This is a genomic window from Acinetobacter johnsonii CIP 64.6, from assembly GCF_000368045.1.
Taxonomy (GTDB): Bacteria; Pseudomonadota; Gammaproteobacteria; order Pseudomonadales; family Moraxellaceae; genus Acinetobacter; species Acinetobacter johnsonii.
Genome location: NZ_KB849236.1, coordinates 167,448 through 188,217 on the forward strand (window position 1 = coordinate 167,448; position 20,770 = coordinate 188,217).

Consider the following 20,770-nt stretch of genomic DNA (forward strand, 5'->3'; position numbering starts at 1 on the left):
TCGATCTTTATTGTTATGGATAAAATCCACCATTATTTGTGTGGGCGGTCGAGCTCCGCCTGGGCGAAAAAAGCGGCTGCTTTACGTAGAATTTCATTGGCACGCTTTAATTCTTTAATTTCACGTTCCATTTGCCTCATTTTTTCTTGATCAGATATCTGTTGTACTTTAATAGGATTTTGCTGATCTAAATGCTTTTGATGCCAGGCACGAAGTGTTTCAGGAGTACAACCAATCTTAGGCGCAATTGCTGTGATTGCAGCCCAAGTAGAAGGATAATCTTTTTCAGATTCAATCAATAATTGAACCGATCTTTCTCTGATTTCAGGGGTATATTTTAATTTTGTCATCGGGATAGTCTCTCAGAATATTGACTCTCCGACAAACCCGGTACGGTTCAGTTAGACAATGAAATTAATCCTGAAACAAAGTCATACACTGATATTCATTTAAAAAACTTAACTGACGATGAAGCGGAAACAGAACGTAATTTTCAAGAAGGTGATATTTAATGGCTAATTTACCTTCTGTTCCTGCAAATGCAACTAAACCTGTTAATCCCCATGTCTCCCAACAACAACTTAAAAAAGCTGATGATGATGTTGGTAAATGGTTTATGGGCTTACTTGATGGCAGCGGGACAGGTCCAAGTCAGATTATTGTGACTGCTGTTTTAGGTTGTGTTCCTGTAGTAGGTCAATTATTTGACCTAAGGGATTTGATTAGAGGCATTATTTTAGTTTCAGCAAATCCTACAAATGTTATGGGCTGGGTGGATTTAGTCATTACGCTGATAGGATGTATCCCAGGTTTTGGTGATGCATTTAAAGCTGGGTTTAAGTTGGCTAAAAATGGGGCAAATGCAGAACGTGTCTTTGATGCAATGCGTAAATATGCCAAGATCGATCCCAAAAAAGCACTCAAAGAAATAAATTGGAATAAGTTAAAAAATGAGTGTATTTCTTTACTCAATAAAATGATTGATGAGATTGTTGATGTACTTGATTCTTGGTTAGCTAAACAGGTTATAGGTCGCCCAAAGGTCAATGAAGTAATCAAAATGTTTACTCAGGTAAAAAAAGATGCGCCTAAGTATATGAACGCTGCATTTGCTGAAATTCAAAAAACTGTCAATCAAATGCTAAATATGCATCCACCTTTACCATCAACTGCTGTTGGTAAAGCTAGCCAACAAGTTCCTGCAAGACCTGTCGTGCCTAGAGGTGGTGGAAAAGGGGCAACACCTCCTCCTGCTCAAAGGCCTTCAAATCCTCAACGAGGTGGTGCGCAACAACAAGTTAAAAATAATGCGCCTACTGCTCAAAGTTCAGCAGCTGCAAAAGCAAAAAAAAGCCATGAAATACGTCAAGCAAAGAAAAAGCGTTGGTCTACTGGCGTGCCAGCCGAACATATCGTTGATTATTATTCGAAAGAAAAGCGTAAATCTTTACGTAAGGTCAATGATAATGGACGTTTGATTGAGGAGTATGAGCGTTTAAAGCGTAATGCGGCTGGTGATCGGATACGTAAGCAAGATATTAACCAAACCGGTATAGATCATTTATGGTTTGGTAACCATAAAGGGCGTAAATATTTAGTAGGCGAAACGAAGGGAAGTATTTTTGGTCACTTTTCTTTTTTGGCTGGTATGGCACAATCCGATGCTAAGGCTATTGAAGGAAATCGTTCTGAGATTGGAAATATTTTTAACGAAAAAACTGAATATAATGAAAATTCAGGCTTAGGAAAGAGATCAACCAGTGCTGAGACTTCAATTAAAAATGAAAGTGCTTTGGAAGGGAGTAAAGGTAAAGCGGGTCTAGGCGGAACTAAGACGAAAGGTCGTCAAATGAGTCATAAATGGATTGGAGCCTCATTAAAAGAGGATAACTCAGTTTCTGCTACACATAAGAATACTATATCTGCAAATATTATAATTGCTCTACGTAATTTGTCATATCCAACAATATATAACCGTGAAATTTATATGGTAACAGGAAAACAATATGAGCAACATGATCGATCAAAAGGTAAATCACATAATATTCAGATGCCTCTAATTTTTTTACCCGATAATATTTTAGTTGAATAGAGAGTCATATATGGAGTTGTTAAGCAAAAGTGATTGGGAGTCGTTAAGACGCGAACCATATCAAAAGTTCAAGGATTATGAATACACTATTAAGCAAGCTTTAGAATCAACCCTAACAATTGCTGAAAGACTAAATGACAAAGATTTTTTAAAAGACAAACCCAAAGGTGCGGTTTATTTATCATCTAATCACTTTTTTGAGGCTTCTTTAGAGCTTGAATTCTTTAGTTATTCAGCAGGTGTTCCTGTAAATGTATTATCTGAATATTTTCCAAATGTTATTTATGCTCTTAAAAAATTAGAATTTTTTCATTTAGATTTTCACAAAAGCGGTGAATCCGATGGACATCTAGTCCCACATTTAGAGTTAGTTACAAGTGAATATTGGGAAGCACTACAGTTAGTCTGCTTTTCGATACTGTTTGCTCAACCTGAACATTTACCTACGATCATGGATATTTTGGCTTATGAAAATGACGAACAAGATGCTCTATTAGATAAGTTGGTATCACCTTGGTTACCAGAGCGAGATATTTCGAATATTTATTTAAGACAGTTGCCTTATCGAAAACTAGATAAAGTCTTTTCAGCCAAAGAAGAAGACAGACCAAAACTGATGTCACAGTATTTGGATGAATGGTATGGAGCCAGTAAACGAGAGCCTTATCATGATCGGCATAAGAGTAGTCAATTTCCAGGCTATTGGTCGCTTGAAGCAGCGGCAGTTACCGTTGTATTGAGAATAGATGATAGTAGTTATCGGGATAAACCTTATTATCCAAAAGACTTGGTTGATTATGCTCGAAGCCAATATACGCCTTTAGATCAACAAGGTAATGCTGAGGATGGTGACAAGCGTTTACGTTGTTTTGCAGGTGAAATATGCCCTCAATCTGGTGAATGGTATAGCCCAGCAAACAACATGGATAAACGTCATTTTAACCAAGGTGATGTGATGCCCGAGATTCCAAATAATGCTTGGGGTGAAACGATTTGGTATTTGGATTTAAGTCATTGATATGAATTTAAAGGAACTGATGAGGTTCCTTTTTTATAAAAATTTTCTGGCGTTTAGAGTAATAAGATTGATTTGGGAGAAATTTTTAATTACTCAATTAAACTGTTATTGAGTAGGTTTATGGATATTTTAACATTAGATGATTGGAATAATTTTCATAGAGAAAATTATCAAAGTCATAAAGATTATAATTCACGAATAGATGCTATTTTTAGAAAGATTTCGATAGGAGTTAAAACATTAAGCAATCCAGAGAATATCCCTAGCAATCGTTTGACTGGGTTATCTATGGCATCAAATACTTTGGCTAAACTATCCTTGGAAAGTTTATTAATTAGCTATACTGCAGGATTACCTGTTAAAAATCTTGCATCATTTTTTCCAACTATAGTCGAATATTGGAATATACATGCGAAACACCATATCAATTTTCATGAAAGTAGTGAATGTGACGGCCATTTAGTACCGCATTTAGAGTTGATTACAGACGAATATTGGGAAGCTCTACAGTTGGTCTGCTTTTCGATTCTGTTTACTCAACTTGAACATTTACCTACAATTATGGATATTTTGGCTTATGAAAATGATGAACAAGATGCATTATTAGACAAGTTAGTTTCTCCTTGGTTACCAGACCGAGATATTTCGAATATTTATTTAAGACAGTTGCCTTATCGCAAACTAGATAAAGTATTTGCAGCAAAAGAAGAAGACCGACCTAAGTTGATGTCACAGTATTTGGATAAATGGTATGGTTCTAGCAAACGCGAGCCGTATCATGACCGACATAAGAGTAGTTTTTTCCCAGGCTATTGGTCGCTTGAAGCAGCGGCAGTTACCGTTGTATTGAGAATAGATGATAGGAGTTATCGGGATAAACCCTATTATCCTAAAGACTTGGTTGATTATGCCCGAAGCCAATATACGTCTTTAGATCAACAAGGTAATACTATGATCAAAGAATTACGATAATTTGTTTCTAATAGAAAAAAGGCTGCAAATAGCAGCCTTTTTATTTTTTCATCTATGACAACTTATGTGTCACGTGATGTTTTACCTTACCAGCTCAACGCACCGCCAGTCTGATAATCTGTCACACGCGTTTCGAAGAAGTTCTTCTCTTTACGCAAGTCCATCATTTCAGACATCCACTGGAATGGATTGTTCACACCAGCAAACTGCTCAGGCAAGCCCAACTGAGCTAAACGACGGTTACAGATGAATTTCAAGTATTCTTCCATCATCGCAGCATTCATACCCAATACACCACGTGGCATAGTGTCACGCGCATATTCGATTTCAAGCATTGTTCCTTCAAGAATCATTTGAATGATTTCTTCTTGGAATTCAGCAGTCCACAAGCTTGGGTTTTCGATCTTGATTTGGTTAATCATATCGATACCAAAGTTCAAGTGCATCGACTCATCACGTAAGATGTATTGGAATTGCTCAGCAACACCATTCATCTTATTACGACGGCCCATCGACAAGATTTGGCTGAAACCACAGTAGAAGAAGATCCCTTCAAGGACACAGTAGAACGCGATCAAGTTGCGAAGCAAAATTTGGTCGTTTTCAGGTGTACCAGTTTGGAAAGTAGGATCACTTAAAGACTGCGTATATTTCAAGCCCCAAGCTGCTTTACGCGCAACTGATGGAACTTCGCGATACATGTTGAAGACTTCGCCTTCGTCCATACCTAAAGATTCGATACAGTATTGGTAAGCGTGAGTATGAATAGCTTCTTCAAACGCTTGACGCAAAATGTACTGACGGCATTCAGGGTTGGTGATGTGACGGTAAATCGCCAACACCAAGTTATTTGCAACCAATGAGTCTGCTGTAGAGAAGAAACCAAGTGAGCGCATAACAATGGTACGTTCGTCTTCAGTTAAGCCATTTTCAGACTTCCAAAGCGCAATGTCATGGTTCATGTTGACTTCTTGTGGCATCCAGTGGTTTGCACAACCGTCTAGATATTTCTGCCAAGCCCATTCGTATTTGAACGGTACAAGTTGGTTTAAGTCCGCACGACAGTTAATCATCGCTTTGTCGTCAACTTGTACACGTTGTGCACCCATTTCTAGTTCTTCTAGACCTGGAGCAACATCTAAACTTTCTAAGGCGTTAGATGCTCTTGCCAATGGATCGGCTGGATTTGTTGATCGGCTTCGAGGGGTTGAAGTGGGTTGTGCAGTTGCCACATTCTTCTGTGGTTGCTCTGCAGCAGATACCATCTGCGGATTAGCCGCTTTTTGCGGTTCGACGGGCGCAGACTTGTGTTCAGGTGCAGCCGGTTTTTGCGAATCATCTTCGAAATCGTCCCAACTTAGGATAGACATATCAATTCTCTCTACGTTGCTTTATATCTTTTATCGACATCCAGCAGTGCTGAGATGTCTTACTATACGCTTAATTTGTGAAAGCAAAATTAAGTTTTGCCAATCATTGTTCTAAAACTGTGCATAGAACGTGATTCTCACGACTTATTTTGCTTTCGCTTTTTGCTTTGGTTTGCTTTTACCCAAAAGTAGGCAATGGGCATATAAAACAAAACCACAAAGGAAATCACCAAGGTCGCAAGACCTAACATATAGTTATGTGTCATATGGAGCATGGTGGGTTCCTTTAATGAAACATATTAAATATGTTCTTGAATCCAATCACATCCTTTGAGTGATAGCCAACCTCTAAAATCTTTAGATGCTTGCAATACAAGAACGTGATCATTTTTATCTAGATGTTTATTTAACTTTTCATAAATTTCATCAGCGCTTTTAGGGGTACTGATAAGCCAATATGATTTCATTAAATGACACCAGCTATCAAAGCTTTTTAATTCTTTGATTAAGGCTTCATAGCTTTGACCTTCCTTATAGAGGTCGTAGCTTATCGAATAAACTGCCATTTATATCTCCTTAAATATCATTCATTAGAGCAGTTGTTACCCAAAAGTCCTTGACGATATTGCGAGATCAGGCGATTATTCACCTGCTTTTTACGAAGCAATATGTCGAAGAACTCGCTTCTTAGACTGGAAAGGGGATCTGTAGGAAGATTCCCTTTTTTTTATGTCTAAAATTTGTCTCTTAGGATTAGTAGTAGGAATTACTTTGCCTCTGAGTTGAATTAACTATTTACATAATTAATCCAAGAATTCTAACTTTTTTAATCTCCCTAAGTCCCTCTTTTAAAAGAGGGACTTTCACACCTCAATAAGTTTGGTGTAATTCCCCTCCTTTTAGGAGGGGTTAGGGGAGGTGATTACTGACAAGCCTCACAGTCTGGATTGTCAATTGAACACGCCATTGGCACTGGAGCTGCTTGACCGAAGCCTTCATCTTCAGCAACCACTTCTGGTTTAACTTCCTGAGCAACTGCTGCAACAGGCGCTGCCGTTACAGTTGCAGGTTTTACTGCGTTCAATGCACCAGTGTTAATGGTTGATTTCTCAGCAGAAGTTGCACCTAAAGCTCGGAGGTAATACGTTGTTTTCAGACCACGTAACCAAGCCATTTTATAGGTCAAATCAAGTTTCTTACCGTTTGCACCAGAGATGTAAAGGTTTAAAGACTGCGCTTGATCGATCCATTTTTGACGACGTGATGCAGCATCCACAATCCAGCGTGGCTCAACTTCAAATGCCGTCGCGAAGATTGCTTTAAGCTCTTCAGGAATACGAGAAATCTTCTGAACCGAACCTTCAAAGTGTTTCAGATCATTCACCATCACAGAGTCCCACAGACCACGGTCTTTCAACGCACGTACTAGGTACGGGTTGATCACTGTGAATTCGCCTGATAGGTTCGATTTTACATATAAGTTTTGGAATGTTGGCTCAATCGACTGAGACACACCACAAATGTTTGAAATGGTTGCAGTCGGTGCAATGGCCATCACGTTCGAGTTACGCATACCGTCTTTTTGAACTTTGGCACGTAAAGTGTCCCAGTCCAAACGTTGAGTGCGGTCAACTTCAAACATACGCTCAGGACGTGTTTTAGCAACAAGGTCTAGTGAGTCAATTGGCAGGATACCTTGATCCCACAGTGAACCTTTAAATGTCTCATAAGTACCACGTTCAACAGCCAAATCACTTGATGTTGAAATTGCGTAGTAGCTGATCACTTCCATCGATTCATCAGCGAAGTCTACTGCTGCATCAGAGCCATAAGCGAGTTGCATTTCATACAGCGCATCTTGGAAGCCCATGATACCCATACCCACTGGGCGGTGTTTCAAGTTCGAGTTTTTCGCTTGTGGCACAGCATAGTAGTTAATGTCGATCACGTTATCGAGCATACGAACCGCTGTTTTTACGGTACGTGCAAGCTTTTCACGGTCTAACACACCACCTTGAACGTGTTGTACAAGGTTGATCGAACCTAAGTTACATACCGCAATTTCATCTTTGCTTGTGTTTAATGTGATTTCTGTACACAAGTTAGAAGAGTGAACTACGCCAACGTGTTGTTGTGGTGAACGTAAGTTACATACGTCTTTGAATGTGATCCACGGGTGACCAGTTTCAAACAACATCGACAGCATTTTGCGCCACAAATCTTTTGCACGGATTTTCTTGTGCAACATGTTTGTTTCTTTCGCAATCGCTTCATAGTGTGCATAACGCTCAGCGAACTCTGCACCCATTAAGTCGTGTAGATCTGGTGTTTCAGACGGCGTGAACAGGGTCCATTCAGCATCTTCAAAAACACGTTGCATAAACAAGTCAGGAACCCAGTTTGCCGTGTTCATGTCATGCGTACGGCGACGGTCATCACCGGTGTTTTTACGTAACTCTAGGAATTCTTCGATGTCCAAGTGCCAAGTTTCAAGGTATGCACAGACTGCACCTTTACGCTTACCACCTTGGTTTACTGCAACAGCAGTATCGTTCGCCACTTTAAGGAATGGAACTACACCTTGTGACTTACCGTTTGTACCTTTGATATACGAGTTCAAAGCACGAACTGGCGTCCAGTCATTACCTAAACCGCCTGCCCATTTAGATAGCATTGCGTTATCACGCATCGCGCCATAAATGTCATACAGGTCATCATCAATCGTGGTCAAGTAGCAGCTCGACAATTGAGGACGTAGCGTACCGGAGTTAAACAGGGTAGGCGTAGATGCCATGTAATCGAAGCTCGACAAGAGGTTGTAGAACTCGATTGCACGTTCTTCACGGTTTGCTTCGTTGAGTGAAAGACCCATCGAAACACGCATAAAGAATAACTGTGGCAATTCGAAACGCACGCCATCTGAGTGGATGAAGTAACGGTCAAATAATGTTTGTAGACCTAAGTACGTAAATTGGTTTGAGCGTTCTGGTTGAATCGCTGCGGCCAATTTCGCAAGGTCAAAGTTGAGAAGTTCTGGTGAAAGTAGGTCTAGCTCAATACCTTTCTTTAGGAAAGTTTCTAAAGCATCGCCTTCAGCTGTGTCTTCAGACAAGCCAAGGAAAGTCAAACCTGTCGCGACCAATTCATCACGAAGTAGGCGAGCCGTCACGTAGGTATAGTTTGGTTCTTGTTCGATACGTGTACGTGTTGCCATCATCATCGTGGTTGCGATATCTGACGCTTTTACACCGTTGTAAAGGTTTTTAATGGTTTCATCGATGATCGCTTGAACATTGATGCCTTCTAAACCTTCAGCCGCTTTTGTTACAGTCGCTTCAAGCTTACGCATGTCAAGCGGTTGAAGCTGACCATTGGCGTCAGTGATTTGTAAGGTTGGGTGATGGTTTTCACCTGCTTGTTTACGAGCATCAGCACGTTGATCGCGGTAGATGACATACGCACGAGCAACTTTCTGTTCACCTGTACGCATCAGCGCAAGTTCAACTTGGTCTTGGATTTCTTCGATGTGAATTGTACCGCCAGAAGGTAGGCGGCGACTGAACGTATTTAATACCATCTCGGTAAGTTGAGAAATACGATCGTGGATGCGGCTTGAGTCAGCACTTTGTTGGCCTTCAACAGCCAAAAATGCCTTACCAATGGCAACAGAGATTTTTTCTGCGTCAAAGCTGGCAACATCTCCAGTGCGTTTAATCACCTGAATTTGACCAGGGGTTGAATTCGATACGCTCATGCTAGCATAGCTCCATTTTGTCATCTATTTTTATGTCTATGGACCGTTTGAACTGGGCAATTTTTATGCCACAGTGTTTGAGGTTTAAACACAAGACCTAGTGGTTTAAAAATTAATTGAACACAAGATACGGGAAAATTCAGGGTAGATCAATATTGACATTTTATTAAATATTTTGATCGATCTGGTCTCGAAAAGATCTCAAAAAGATCCCTTTTTTATGATTCTTGTATTAAGCCTTATTAGACAAGGCGATAGCATAACAAAGCTCGGTTTAAGTGCTTATAGATAACATTGTGGATAAGTTCAAAACAGGCGAATGAGTGAGTTATAAACTGTTCAAACAGTGACTTGGTATGAAAAATCGCCATTTTGTAAAGAAACGTTTCTTTTGCTTTGGTTGGATATACAGCAAACGCGAGAAAGCGCTCATTTGGAGGCTAAAAAAATGTATAACAAAATGCTACTTTGATGTATCAGTTTGGTGAACAAGATCTTGTTTACAATGTAAACGTGTGTATATTGCAAAATATATCAGAGCGTATCCCTTGGATTTTAAAGGATACGTTAAGTCGTCAAAATAAAGGGGCACTCCATGAGCCAAGAAGAAAAGTTACCAAAAATTTTAATCGTAGAAGACGATGAGCGCCTAGCTCGCTTAACTCAAGAGTACCTGATCCGTAATGGTCTTGAGGTTGGGGTAGAACCCGATGGTAACCGTGCCATTCGTCGTATTATTGCAGAACAACCCGATATGGTGGTGTTGGATGTGATGCTTCCAGGTGCAGATGGTTTAACCATTTGCCGTGAAGTTCGTCCACATTATCACCAACCGATTTTGATGTTGACTGCACGTACCGAAGATATGGATCAAGTGCTTGGTCTAGAAATGGGTGCAGATGACTATGTGGCAAAACCAGTTCAGCCACGTGTTTTACTTGCACGTATTCGTGCTTTATTACGTCGTACTGACAAAGCGCCGGAAGATGAAGTTGCCCAGCGTATCGAATTTGATGATCTGGTGATCGATAACGGTGGTCGTTCAGTGACTTTAAATGGTGAGTTGGTTGACTTTACCAGCGCTGAATATGACTTATTGTGGTTGTTGGCTTCAAATGCAGGACGCATTCTTTCTCGCGAAGACATTTTCGAGCGCTTACGTGGTATTGAATATGACGGTCAAGACCGTTCAATTGATGTGCGTATTTCGCGTATTCGTCCAAAAATTGGTGATGATCCTGAAAATCCAAAACGTATTAAAACGGTACGTAGTAAAGGCTACTTATTTGTAAAAGAAACCAATGGTCTTTAAGCCGTTTATTTGATTCGTTAAAACGGGACATTTTTAGTGTTCAAACACAGTATATTCTTGCGTATCTATGCTGGGCTGGTAGTGCTGGTCGCTATTGTTGCCCTCATGGGATATTTGCTTGTACAAATTATTAACTATCAGCGAGTGCAAGAATATCGCGAGTCTTTGACGGACGGGATTTCCTTTATTATTAGTGAAGGTGTATCCCGTCAGACCAATGCACAGCAAAAAGCAGACTGGATTTCAGATGCTTCGGATTTGCTTGAACTACCGATTAATATGATCCCAGCCGATAAGGTGGATTTGAGTCGTGCAGAGTTAAAGCGGATCAGTGAGCGTAAAGCGGCTGTGCGTTATGATGCGCAAACTCAAGTAGCTTACCTGATCATTGGTCTAAAAGATGATCCGAATCATTTACTGTATATTAAAGTAGATAAAATTGGTGAGCTGCAAATGAAAGCACTCCCGATTTTTATCCTAGATTATCTGGTGTATTACCCAGGCCAAGAAGAAGAGTACTTGGAAAAAGTACAGAAACATTTCTCTTATCCTGTACAAATTGAAGAAGTACAAAATCTGGCTTTAGAGTCGGAGCAGATAGGGCGGTTGCGTTTAGATCATAGCGTGATCTTATATCGTGATAGTGCTTCTGTGCGTGGCACCACCATTTCTATTGTGTCTCCACCTTTACCAAGTTCACCAAGCAAGGTTTTGGTATTGGGGCCTGTGCCTATTTTTAACTGGATGCCGTTTCAGCTCGCAGCAGGGATTACCTTGTTGAGCCTGTTTGTACTCAGTTTGGGGGTGTATGGCTTGCTTGTACCGATGCAGCGTAAACTGCGTGAGGTCAATTACGGTCTAAACCGTATGAAAGCAGGTGATATGACCCTACGTTTGCCTGTCGACGGCACGGATGAAATGGCCAGTCTAGCCAATAGCTATAACAGCATGTCAGACCATATTCAGCGACTTATCGAGGCGCAGCGTGAACTGATGCGCGCGGTATCACATGAACTTCGGACACCAGTTGCTCGTATTCGCTTTGGCATGGAAATGCTAGCGGAAGAAGACGATTATGAATACCGTCTTCAGCAAGTCGATATGATTGATAAAGACATTGAGGCCTTAAATACCCTCATTGATGAAATCATGACCTACGCAAAGTTAGAGCAGGGCACACCATCACTCGATATTGAAAACATTGTATTGTTTGAAGTCTTAGATCAGGTGGTGGTTGAGACGGAAGCCTTAAAAACCCAGAAAGAAATTCATTTAAATGCTCCTCCTTTAACCTTAAAAGTTGAAGCTGAACGTCGTTATTTACACCGCGTGGTGCAGAACTTGGTTGGTAATGCGGTTCGTTATGGCGACCATCAGGTGCTGGTCAGTGGTGGTATTAATGACAGCGGTATGGCCTATGTTTGTGTTGAAGATGATGGGCCTGGTATTCCAGAAGACGAGCGAGAGCGCGTTTTTGAAGCCTTTGCACGTTTGGATGATAGCCGGACTCGAGCATCGGGTGGCTATGGTTTAGGTTTGTCGATTGTGAGCCGAATTGCCTATTGGTTTGGTGGTAGCGTTAAAGTGGATCAAAGCCCAAGTCTCGGTGGTGCACGTTTTACCATGACATGGCCGGCACACCACTTTAGTAAGTCTAAAAAGAAATATAGTGTCAAAGATAATACAGACTCAAAAAGTTAAGCATTAAAAAGCACCGAAATTCGGTGCTTTTTTATTTTTTCATGCTGACTTATTCTTGGATGCTAGCATCGGGAGAAATAATCTGCTTGCCTTGTTTTAGGCTTTCAAGCGCATCTGCATTAAAGTCAATCAATAACGAGTTGTTTTGGGTGTCTATGCCATAACGGCTAATGAGCTTCTGATCACCATTAATTGTTTCAATTTTATATTCATCCACAATATTCATAATGCCATCAAGGTTGGTGGTGGCTGAAGCTTTGTCTTGGCGAAAAAGTTCATAAATGTCGCGTAAATCAAAGATGGCATTGTTGGCATCGGGGTGTTTACGAACATAAGTTTCAACATGGCGAATAAGCAACTGGGCAAATAAAAAATAGTTAGGTTTATGGGTGAATTCCAGACTCATGTGGTGCTCCTTATTCTTTGTTGTTGGTTGTCTATATCAATAGCACAAGAAAAAGCCAAGTGCATTAATTGATTGGAGTGATTTGCAAAAAAATACAAAAAATATGAGTGACTTAATCTACTTTTGTACTTTTAAAATAAGCAAAATGCTGCGGTTGATGAGCTGAGTTTTTTAAACCGCTGATTGTGTGATTGTTATCGGAATGAGGCTGAAAAATGCTTTATAGGCTTTGTTTGAATGTCAAAATTTGGAAAAATAATAGAATAGTAGTGTTTTATTAGATAAAGCGATTGGTTTCGAAATAAAAGGGCTTTCATCGAAAAAATCTCAAAAAACGAAGAGAAATCATCCTAAAGACGAAGGTCTATAAGCTAGCAACTTACGTCAGCAATCGGGTACAATTGGCGGGATTAATTTTGTGTTTGGTGTATTTGAAGGCCAATACATGCATTCTTTGTTAATAAATTAGGCCTGCCAGGAGTTATCCCCGCATGAGTGCCATTACTCCATACGAATGGGCAATTATTGCCTTCGTGATCGGCGTTACATTTCTTTGCGTCTTTATGCTCACTGTCCCATTACTCCTTGGGGGTAAGTCATGGGGCCGTGCAAAGCAAGAGCAATTTGAATCAGGTGTGGTTGGTGCTGGTGGCGCACGTATCCGCCTGTCAGCAAAGTTCTATTTGGTTGCAATCTTCTTTGTCGTATTCGACTTAGAGGCGCTTTACCTTTACGCATGGGCTACATCGGTTCGTGAAGTGGGGTGGGTGGGTTTCACCACTGCAGCAGTATTTATTTTAGTTTTACTCGTTGGTTTGGTTTATGAGTTGTCTACTGGTGCGCTTAACTGGTCGCCTTCTGACAAACGTAAAGCAGCAGGGATTAAACCTAAAGTTGGTTCTCCAAATATGAATCTTGCAGAAATCACTCGCTTTAATTCAATTGAAGAGTTGGTTATGGACCCTACAGGTCAAATCCCAGCTCAATCATCTGGTCGTGTGAAAGATAAGTCACCGGCTAAATCGTCTGATAAGGAGTAACTCGGGATGAAATATACATTAACCCGTGCGAATCCGGATGCTGATCAATATCCACTTCAAGAGCGTCAAATCGTAACGGATCCGCTTGAAGAAGAAGTGAATAAAAATGTGTTCATGACTCGTTTAGAGGATGTGGCACATACAGCAGTGAACTGGGGTCGTAAGAACTCAGTTTGGCCGTTTAACTTTGGTACATCTTGCTGCTACGTAGAGTATGCAACGACTTTAACAGGCGTGCATGACTTGTCGCGTTTCGGTGCCGAAGTAATCCGTGCTTCACCTCGTCAGGCTGACTTGATGATTGTTGCGGGTACGTGTTTTGTAAAAATGGCACCTGTAATTCAGCGTTTGTACGAGCAAATGCTTGAGCCTAAATGGGTCATCTCAATGGGCGCCTGTGCAAACTCAGGTGGTATGTACGACATTTATTCAGTTGTGCAAGGTGTGGATAAAATCATTCCTGTGGATGTGTACATTCCGGGTTGCCCACCCCGTCCAGAAGCATTAATCCAAGCATTAATGTTGTTACAAGACCAAATTCAATTAGAGCGCCGTCCACTTTCTGCCGTGATTGGTGATGATCTTAAGCCAGTGTATAAGCCAAAGATGATGCCAGAACGTGACCGTAAGAATGCTGAACGTATTGCAGTGAAAAACTTACGCTCTATGGATGAAATTAAATAATTTAAACGACAGTTGTTTTGATGCACCCGGTCTGGGTGTAGTTGTCGTTTAGGTTGAATGAATTTGTATTAAATAGGAAGCCAAGCTAATGGCTGAAACTGACATTGCTATGCCAGAATCAACTCCAGTTGATTCACGCCCAGCATTTGCAATTGTAGAAGAGCTCAAAACCAAGTTTGGTGAGAACTTCTACGTGCAAGCGACCTTTGAAGATTTTCCAACGGTCTGGGTTGAGCGCGCACGTGTACAAGACGTTTTAATGTTCTTGCGTACAGTGTCACGTCCATACGTGATGTTGTTCGACTTGTCAGCGGTAGATGAACGTTTACGTACACACCGCGACGGTTTGCCTGCGTCTGACTTTACTGTGTTCTATCACTTATTATCGCTTGAGCGTAATAGTGATATTCGTATCAAAGTTGCATTGAGTGAAAATGATGTAAATCTTCCAACTGCAACCAACATTTGGCCAAATGCCAATTGGTACGAACGTGAAGCTTACGATATGTTCGGGATCAATTTCGAAGGGCATCCAATGCTCCGTCGTATTTTGTTGCCAACCTATTGGGAAGGTCATCCACTTCGTAAAGAATATTCTGCACGTGCTACGGAATATACACCGTACATGCAGAACCAAGCGAAGCAGGATTACGAACAGGAACACCTTCGTTTCGTACCTGAAGATTGGGGTATGAAACGCGGTAATGACGACGAAGACTTCATGTTCTTGAACTTAGGTCCGAACCACCCATCTGCGCACGGTGCTTTCCGTATCATTTTGCAGTTGGATGGTGAAGAAGTGAAAGACTGTGTGCCTGATATCGGCTATCACCACCGTGGTGTGGAAAAGATGGCTGAACGTCAAACTTGGCATTCATTCATTCCTTATACCGACCGTGTCGACTACTTAGGTGGTTGTGCGCAAAACATGCCTTATGTGATGGGTGTGGAGCAAATGGCGGGTATTACTGTACCTGACCGCGCGCAATGTATCCGTGTCATGATGTCTGAATTGTTCCGTATCAATAACCACTTATTGTATATCGGTACTGCGATTCAAGATGCCGGCGGTATGACGCCAGTCTTCTACATGTTTGCGGATCGTCAAAAAATCTATGACGCGATTGAAGCAATCACTGGTTACCGTATGCACCCAGCATGGTTCCGTATCGGTGGTACAGCGCATGACTTGCCAAACAACTGGCAGCATCTGATTCGTGAAATCCTAGATTGGATGCCGAAGCGTATGAATGAATACTACACCGCTGCATTACGCAACTCAGTATTTATTGGTCGTACCCGTAACGTAGCTCAATATGATGCAAAATCTGCATTGGCTTGGGGCGTGACTGGTACAGGTCTGCGTGCAACAGGTATTGATTTCGACGTTCGTAAATATCGCCCGTACAGTGGCTATGAAAACTACGACTTCGATGTGCCACTTGAGTACGAAGGAGATGCTTATGCACGTGTGATGGTTCACTTCCGTGAAATTGAAGAATCACTCAAAATCGTGAAGCAATGTTTAGACAACATGCCTTCAGGTGCGTACAAAGCAGATCATCCATTGGCTGTTCCACCACCAAAAGACAAGACTTTACAAGACATTGAAACCTTGATTACGCACTTCTTAAGCGTATCTTGGGGTCCAGTCATGCCTGCAGGTGAAGCATCTGTGATGGCGGAAGTGGTAAAAGGTGCGTCGAACTACTACTTGACTTCAGACAAGTCAACCATGAGTTATCGTACCCGTATTCGTACACCGACCTTCACGCATTTACAGCAAATGCCTTCTGTGATTAACGGCAGCTTAATGTCTGACTTGATCATTTATTTAGCGACCATTGACGTCGTTATGGCTGACGTGGATCGCTAAGGGGTAAACGCATTATGATGATTTTGACTGATAAAAAGCCACGCGTGAATGTTGAAGGGATTTTGACTACGGACGAAATCCACGAAATTGAACATCACATTGGTCACTACCCGTACCCACGCGCAGCATCTTTGGATGCTTTGAAGTGTGTACAACGCCGTAATGGTTGGGTAGATGACGCGCAGCTAAACGCCATTGCTCAGTTATTGACAATCAGTGTTGCTGATTTGGAAGGTGTTGCAACTTTCTATAACCGTATTTACCGTCAACCCGTGGGTCGTAACGTCATTTTACTTTGTGACTCGATCGCGTGCTTCTTGATGGGTGCGGAAACTTTAGCAGAAGCTTTTCAGCGCGAGTTAGGCATTCAGTTTGGTCAAACGACTGCTGATGGTCGTTTTACTTTGCTGCCGATTTGCTGCTTAGGTAACTGTGACAAAGGCCCAACCTTAATGGTGAATGAAGACACTCACGGTTTGGTTGAAGTTTCTTCAGTGAAACAGTTATTGGAGAAGTATGTATGAATACCGAACCAAAACCAATTTATGGCGAAGGTAACCCAGAAACGCATCCATTAACTTGGCGTTTGAGTAAACAAGAGCACGTTCGTAATGCCGATGATTACGAAGCGCTCGAAGGTTACGCGGGTCTGAAAAAAGCAATCACCATGCCGCCGAAAGATGTGCTTGAAGTGATTAAAGCTGCGACCGTAAAAGGCCGTGGTGGTGCAGGCTTCCCAGCAGGGATCAAATGGTCTTTGATGGCGCCAAATGACAACTCAGGTCCACGTTACCTGATTTGTAATGCCGATGAGATGGAACCAGGGACCTTTAAAGACCGTTTGTTGATGGAAAAACTTCCTCACCAATTGATCGAAGGGATGTTGATTGCAGCGTATACGCTAGAAGCAACTCATGGTTATATCTTTATTCGTGGCGAGTACATTGAAGCAGCTGCGTACTTAAATGAAGCGCTTGAGCAAGTTCGTGCCAAAGGTTACTTGGGTGATAACATCCTTGGAACTGGCTGGAACTTCGAGTTGCATGTGCACACGGGTGCGGGTCGTTATATCTGTGGTGAAGAAACTGCATTGATCAACTCGCTTGAAGGTCGCCGTGCAAACCCACGTACGAAACCACCATTCCCACAAGTTGCAGGTGCTTGGGGTCGTCCTACAATTGTGAACAACGTAGAGACCTACAATAACCTACCAGCAATCATGTTGCGTGGTCCTGAATGGTATATCGGCTTATCTGCGGGTAAGTCGAAAGATCCAGGCACAAAAATTTATGGTGCATCTGGCAAGGTGAAATTCCCTGGTCTTTGGGAGCTTCCATTTGGTACAACTGCGCGTGAAGTCATTGAAGACTATGCGGGCGGTATGCGTGATGGCTTGAAGCTTAAAGCATGGTTACCGGGTGGTGCGTCTACAGACTTCTTGGCTGCTGAACACATTGATCTACCGATGGATGCTGAGAGCATCATGAAAGCAGGTTCACGTTTAGGTACGTGTTTGCTGATGGTGGTGGATGAAACGCAATGTATGGTTTCAGCGACACGTAACTTAGAAGAATTCTTTGCACGTGAGTCATGTGGTTTCTGTACGCCTTGTCGTGATGGTTTACCGTGGGCGGTGAAAGCACTGAAAGCACTGGAAGATGGCACAGGTAAGAAAGAAGATATCGATCACTTACAAGAACTTACTCGTAAGCTTTGGATTGGTAAGACTTTCTGTGCGCATGCTCCAGGTGCAATGGAACCGTTGATGGGTGCACTCAAATATTTCCGTGGCGAGTTTGAAGCAAAAGTAGTGAATGCTGCTGCGCAAACTAGCAACGTAGAACAAGCTTAAGGAATTCGACTATGGCTACAATTCATGTCGATGGCAAATCGTACGAAGTCAATGGCTCAGAGAACTTGCTGCAAGCATGTTTGTCTTTGGGTATTGATATCCCGTACTTTTGTTGGCATCCATCCTTAGGTTCTGTCGGTTCTTGCCGTCAATGTGCCGTGACTCAATACGCGAATCCTGAAGATACGCGTGGTCGTTTAGTCATGTCATGTATGACGCCTGCATCTGACAATACCTACATCTCGATTGAAGACAAAGAAGCGAAAGACTTCCGTGCGTCAATTGTTGAGTTCTTGATGACGAACCACCCACACGACTGTCCAGTCTGTGAAGAAGGTGGGCACTGTCATTTACAAGATATGACCGTGATGACTCAACATGATCGTCGTCGTTACCGTTTCACTAAACGTACACACTACAACCAAGAGCTGGGCTCATTCATTTCACACGAAATGAACCGTTGTATCGCATGTTACCGTTGTGTTCGTTACTACAACGACTATGCGGGTGGTACAGACTTTGGTGTGTATGCAAGCGCGTCACGCGTTTACTTTGGTCGTCCTGAGTCAGGCACTTTAGAGTCTGAATTCTCAGGTAACTTGACTGAAGTATGTCCTACAGGTGTATTCACCGACAAAACTCACTCAGAACGTTATAACCGTAAGTGGGACATGCAGTATGCGCCAAGCGTATGCCAAGGCTGTTCTTCGGGTTGTAATATCTCTCCGGGTGAGCGTTATGGCGAACTTCGTCGTGTCGAAAACCGTTTTAACGGTGAAGTGAACCAATACTTCTTGTGTGACAAAGGTCGTTTTGGTACGGGCTATGTGAACCGTGCAGATCGTCCACGTCAACCGCAGTTCCGTGATGGTGCTGAAGTCACTACAGTTTCTGTAGATCAGGCATTAGATACGGTAATTGCAAATATCCAAGTCAAAAAAGTTTTGGGTATTGGTTCTCCACGTGCATCACTTGAGTCGAACTTCGCGCTTCGCGAATTAGTTGGTCAAGAGAACTATTCAACAGGTATGTCTCAAAAAGAGCAAAACTTGGTTGAATTGGCTGCATCGATTATGCAAACCGAAGGTGTATATAATCCGGGTATGCGTGAAATCGAAAGCTATGATGCTGTGCTTATTTTGGGTGAAGACTTAACGCAAACTGCACCACGTATGGCGTTGTCTGTTCGTCAAGCGGCGAAAAACAAAGCCAAAGAAATGGCTGCGGAACGTCGTACCCAAGACTGGTTAGCAGAACCGCTACAACGTATTGCTCAAGATGCGAAATCACCGATTTTCATCCTCGCTGCAACGCAAACACGCTTAGCTGATGTTGCTGCTGGTGAAGTGGTTGCTTCTCCAAACGACATCGCTCGTTTAGGTTTTGCCGTTGCTGCTGCTGTGAAGGGTGATGCAATTCTTGGTCTGGCAGATGATGCGAAAGCATTTGCTCAGAACATTGCAGATACACTGAAAGCGGCGAAGAAACCATTGATCATTTCAGGTACAAGTTTACAAGATGCATCCATCATGGAAGCTGCTGCACAAGTCGCGCAAAATCTTGGTGGAAATGCTGGCTTAAGCTTGACTGTTCCAGAAGTGAACTCTATGGGCTTAGCAATCTTCGGTGGACAAAGCTTAGAACAAGCTTTTGCACAAGACTATGACACGGTTGTGATTGTTGAAAATGATCTATTCCGTCGTTTGCCTGCGGTACAAGTTGAAGCGGCACTTTCTGGTAAAGATGTGATTGTTTTAGATCACTCTGAAACTGAAACTGTGAAGAAAGCGGATATCGTACTTTCTGCTGCGTCATTTGCTGAAGGTGATGGTACGGTTGTCTCTCAAGAAGGCCGTGCACAACGTTTCTATCAAGTGTATGACCCGAGCTACTACAAACCTGAACTGGCGATTAAAGAATCTTGGCGCTGGTTACATGCCATTGAAACCGGCGTGAAGGGCAAAGCGATTTCTTGGACCTTACTTGATGATGTCATCGAGTCAGTTGCGAAAAACGTACCTGCACTTGCTGCGATTCAAGATGTGGCTCCAGATGCGGGCTTCCGTGTCCATGGTTTGAAAGTTGCGCGTGAACCGCGTCGTTACTCTGGTCGTACCTCTATGCGTGCACCATTGAACGTGCATGAACCGAAACAACCGACAGATATCGACTCTGCATTAACATTCTCTATGGAAGGTTATGTTGGGAACCAGACGCCGTCTCCACTGGTACCATTTGCATGGTCAGCAGGTTGGAACTCACCGCAAGCTTGGAATAAATTCCAAGATAACGTGGGTGGTCACTTAAAAGGTGGTGATTCGGGTGTGCGTTTATTCGATCGTTTAGCGAAGCGTCCAGCACGTAGTTTCGTTGCTCCAGCGGTTGTGGTTGCAAACCCTGAAAGCTTCCGTTTAGTGCCGATGCATCACATTTTTGCTTCTGGTGAATTTACTGTGAAAACACCTGCGATGGAATCGCGTATTCCTGAAGCGGTCTTTGCAGTGGGTGAGCAAGATGCAACTCGTTTGAATGTTCAAGATGGTCAAAAAATCACTGTGAAAGCAGGCGAGACTTCGATCGTACTTCCAGTTCAAGTGATTGATTATTTACCTACAGGTTATATTGGTTATCCAGTTGGTCTTGCACCTACGGTTTCACTTGCTGAGCCTGTATCAGTCGCGGTAGGAGCGTAA

16 protein-coding genes and 1 pseudogene are annotated in these 20,770 nt (G+C 42.3%); 11 read left to right on the forward strand and 6 right to left on the reverse strand.

Features of this window, described 5'->3' with window-relative positions; translation table 11 throughout:
* A pseudogene (locus F986_RS11810) lies at positions 1–350 on the reverse strand (transposase); the annotation flags it as partial.
* 161 nt (positions 351–511) lie between these two features.
* Here F986_RS11810 and F986_RS11815 point away from each other — a divergent pair.
* From F986_RS11815 to F986_RS11825, 3 genes are all read left to right on the forward strand, one after another.
* Positions 512–2,092 (forward strand): hypothetical protein, encoded by a 1,581-nt coding sequence (locus F986_RS11815; protein ID WP_004695361.1) that lies wholly within the window; start codon positions 512–514, stop codon positions 2,090–2,092.
* Positions 2,093–2,102: 10 nt separating this feature from the next.
* The gene (locus tag F986_RS11820) at positions 2,103–3,110 is read left to right on the forward strand and encodes a PoNe immunity protein domain-containing protein (RefSeq protein WP_004695362.1); all 1,008 of its coding nucleotides are present in this window, start codon (positions 2,103–2,105) and stop codon (positions 3,108–3,110) included.
* Between the two features lie 120 nt (positions 3,111–3,230).
* Positions 3,231–4,082 carry a PoNe immunity protein domain-containing protein gene (locus F986_RS11825; RefSeq protein ID WP_004695364.1) on the forward strand — a complete coding sequence of 284 codons (852 nt, stop codon included), beginning with the start codon at positions 3,231–3,233 and terminating at the stop codon, positions 4,080–4,082.
* 86 nt (positions 4,083–4,168) lie between these two features.
* Here F986_RS11825 and F986_RS11830 read toward each other — a convergent pair whose 3' ends face one another.
* The 4 genes from F986_RS11830 to F986_RS11840 all read right to left on the reverse strand — a co-directional run bounded on the left by F986_RS11830 (position 4,169) and on the right by F986_RS11840 (position 9,206).
* Positions 4,169–5,452 (reverse strand): ribonucleotide-diphosphate reductase subunit beta, encoded by a 1,284-nt coding sequence (locus F986_RS11830; protein ID WP_004695366.1) that lies wholly within the window; start codon positions 5,450–5,452, stop codon positions 4,169–4,171.
* A gap of 137 nt (positions 5,453–5,589) precedes the next feature.
* On the reverse strand, positions 5,590–5,727 hold the full coding sequence (locus F986_RS18445; protein ID WP_004695369.1) for a hypothetical protein: 138 nt from the start codon (positions 5,725–5,727) through the stop codon (positions 5,590–5,592).
* Between the two features lie 24 nt (positions 5,728–5,751).
* The gene (locus F986_RS11835; RefSeq protein ID WP_004695371.1) at positions 5,752–6,018 is read right to left on the reverse strand and encodes a hypothetical protein; all 267 of its coding nucleotides are present in this window, start codon (positions 6,016–6,018) and stop codon (positions 5,752–5,754) included.
* Between the two features lie 356 nt (positions 6,019–6,374).
* Positions 6,375–9,206 carry a ribonucleoside-diphosphate reductase subunit alpha gene (locus F986_RS11840; RefSeq protein ID WP_004695373.1) on the reverse strand — a complete coding sequence of 944 codons (2,832 nt, stop codon included), beginning with the start codon at positions 9,204–9,206 and terminating at the stop codon, positions 6,375–6,377.
* Between the two features lie 595 nt (positions 9,207–9,801).
* Here F986_RS11840 and bfmR point away from each other — a divergent pair.
* On the forward strand, positions 9,802–10,518 hold the full coding sequence (gene bfmR, locus F986_RS11845) for a response regulator transcription factor BfmR (RefSeq protein ID WP_004695375.1): 717 nt from the start codon (positions 9,802–9,804) through the stop codon (positions 10,516–10,518).
* A gap of 36 nt (positions 10,519–10,554) precedes the next feature.
* Positions 10,555–12,219: a sensor histidine kinase BfmS gene (gene bfmS, locus F986_RS11850; protein WP_004695377.1), complete on the forward strand. Its 1,665-nt coding sequence runs from the start codon at positions 10,555–10,557 to the stop codon at positions 12,217–12,219.
* A 49-nt stretch (positions 12,220–12,268) separates the two neighbouring features.
* Here the strand turns inward: bfmS and F986_RS11855 are convergent, their stop codons facing one another.
* Complete coding sequence (locus F986_RS11855; protein ID WP_004695379.1) at positions 12,269–12,625, reverse strand: hypothetical protein; 357 nt, start codon at positions 12,623–12,625, stop codon at positions 12,269–12,271.
* Positions 12,626–13,116: 491 nt separating this feature from the next.
* Between F986_RS11855 and F986_RS11860 the strand changes: the two genes are divergently transcribed.
* From F986_RS11860 to nuoG, 6 genes are all read left to right on the forward strand, one after another.
* Positions 13,117–13,665 (forward strand): NADH-quinone oxidoreductase subunit A, encoded by a 549-nt coding sequence (locus tag F986_RS11860; RefSeq protein ID WP_004695380.1) that lies wholly within the window; start codon positions 13,117–13,119, stop codon positions 13,663–13,665.
* 6 nt (positions 13,666–13,671) lie between these two features.
* The gene (locus F986_RS11865) at positions 13,672–14,349 is read left to right on the forward strand and encodes a NuoB/complex I 20 kDa subunit family protein (protein WP_004695382.1); all 678 of its coding nucleotides are present in this window, start codon (positions 13,672–13,674) and stop codon (positions 14,347–14,349) included.
* A gap of 88 nt (positions 14,350–14,437) precedes the next feature.
* On the forward strand, positions 14,438–16,225 hold the full coding sequence (gene nuoC, locus F986_RS11870) for an NADH-quinone oxidoreductase subunit C/D (RefSeq protein WP_004695384.1): 1,788 nt from the start codon (positions 14,438–14,440) through the stop codon (positions 16,223–16,225).
* A gap of 14 nt (positions 16,226–16,239) precedes the next feature.
* A complete protein-coding gene (gene nuoE, locus F986_RS11875; RefSeq protein ID WP_004695385.1) occupies positions 16,240–16,749 on the forward strand; it encodes an NADH-quinone oxidoreductase subunit NuoE in 510 nt (169 codons plus the stop codon).
* On the forward strand, positions 16,746–18,077 hold the full coding sequence (nuoF, locus tag F986_RS11880) for an NADH-quinone oxidoreductase subunit NuoF (RefSeq protein WP_004695387.1): 1,332 nt from the start codon (positions 16,746–16,748) through the stop codon (positions 18,075–18,077). The genes nuoE and nuoF overlap by 4 nt, the downstream gene beginning before the upstream one ends.
* Before the next feature lie 11 nt (positions 18,078–18,088).
* Complete coding sequence (nuoG, locus tag F986_RS11885; RefSeq protein WP_004695388.1) at positions 18,089–20,770, forward strand: NADH-quinone oxidoreductase subunit NuoG; 2,682 nt, start codon at positions 18,089–18,091, stop codon at positions 20,768–20,770.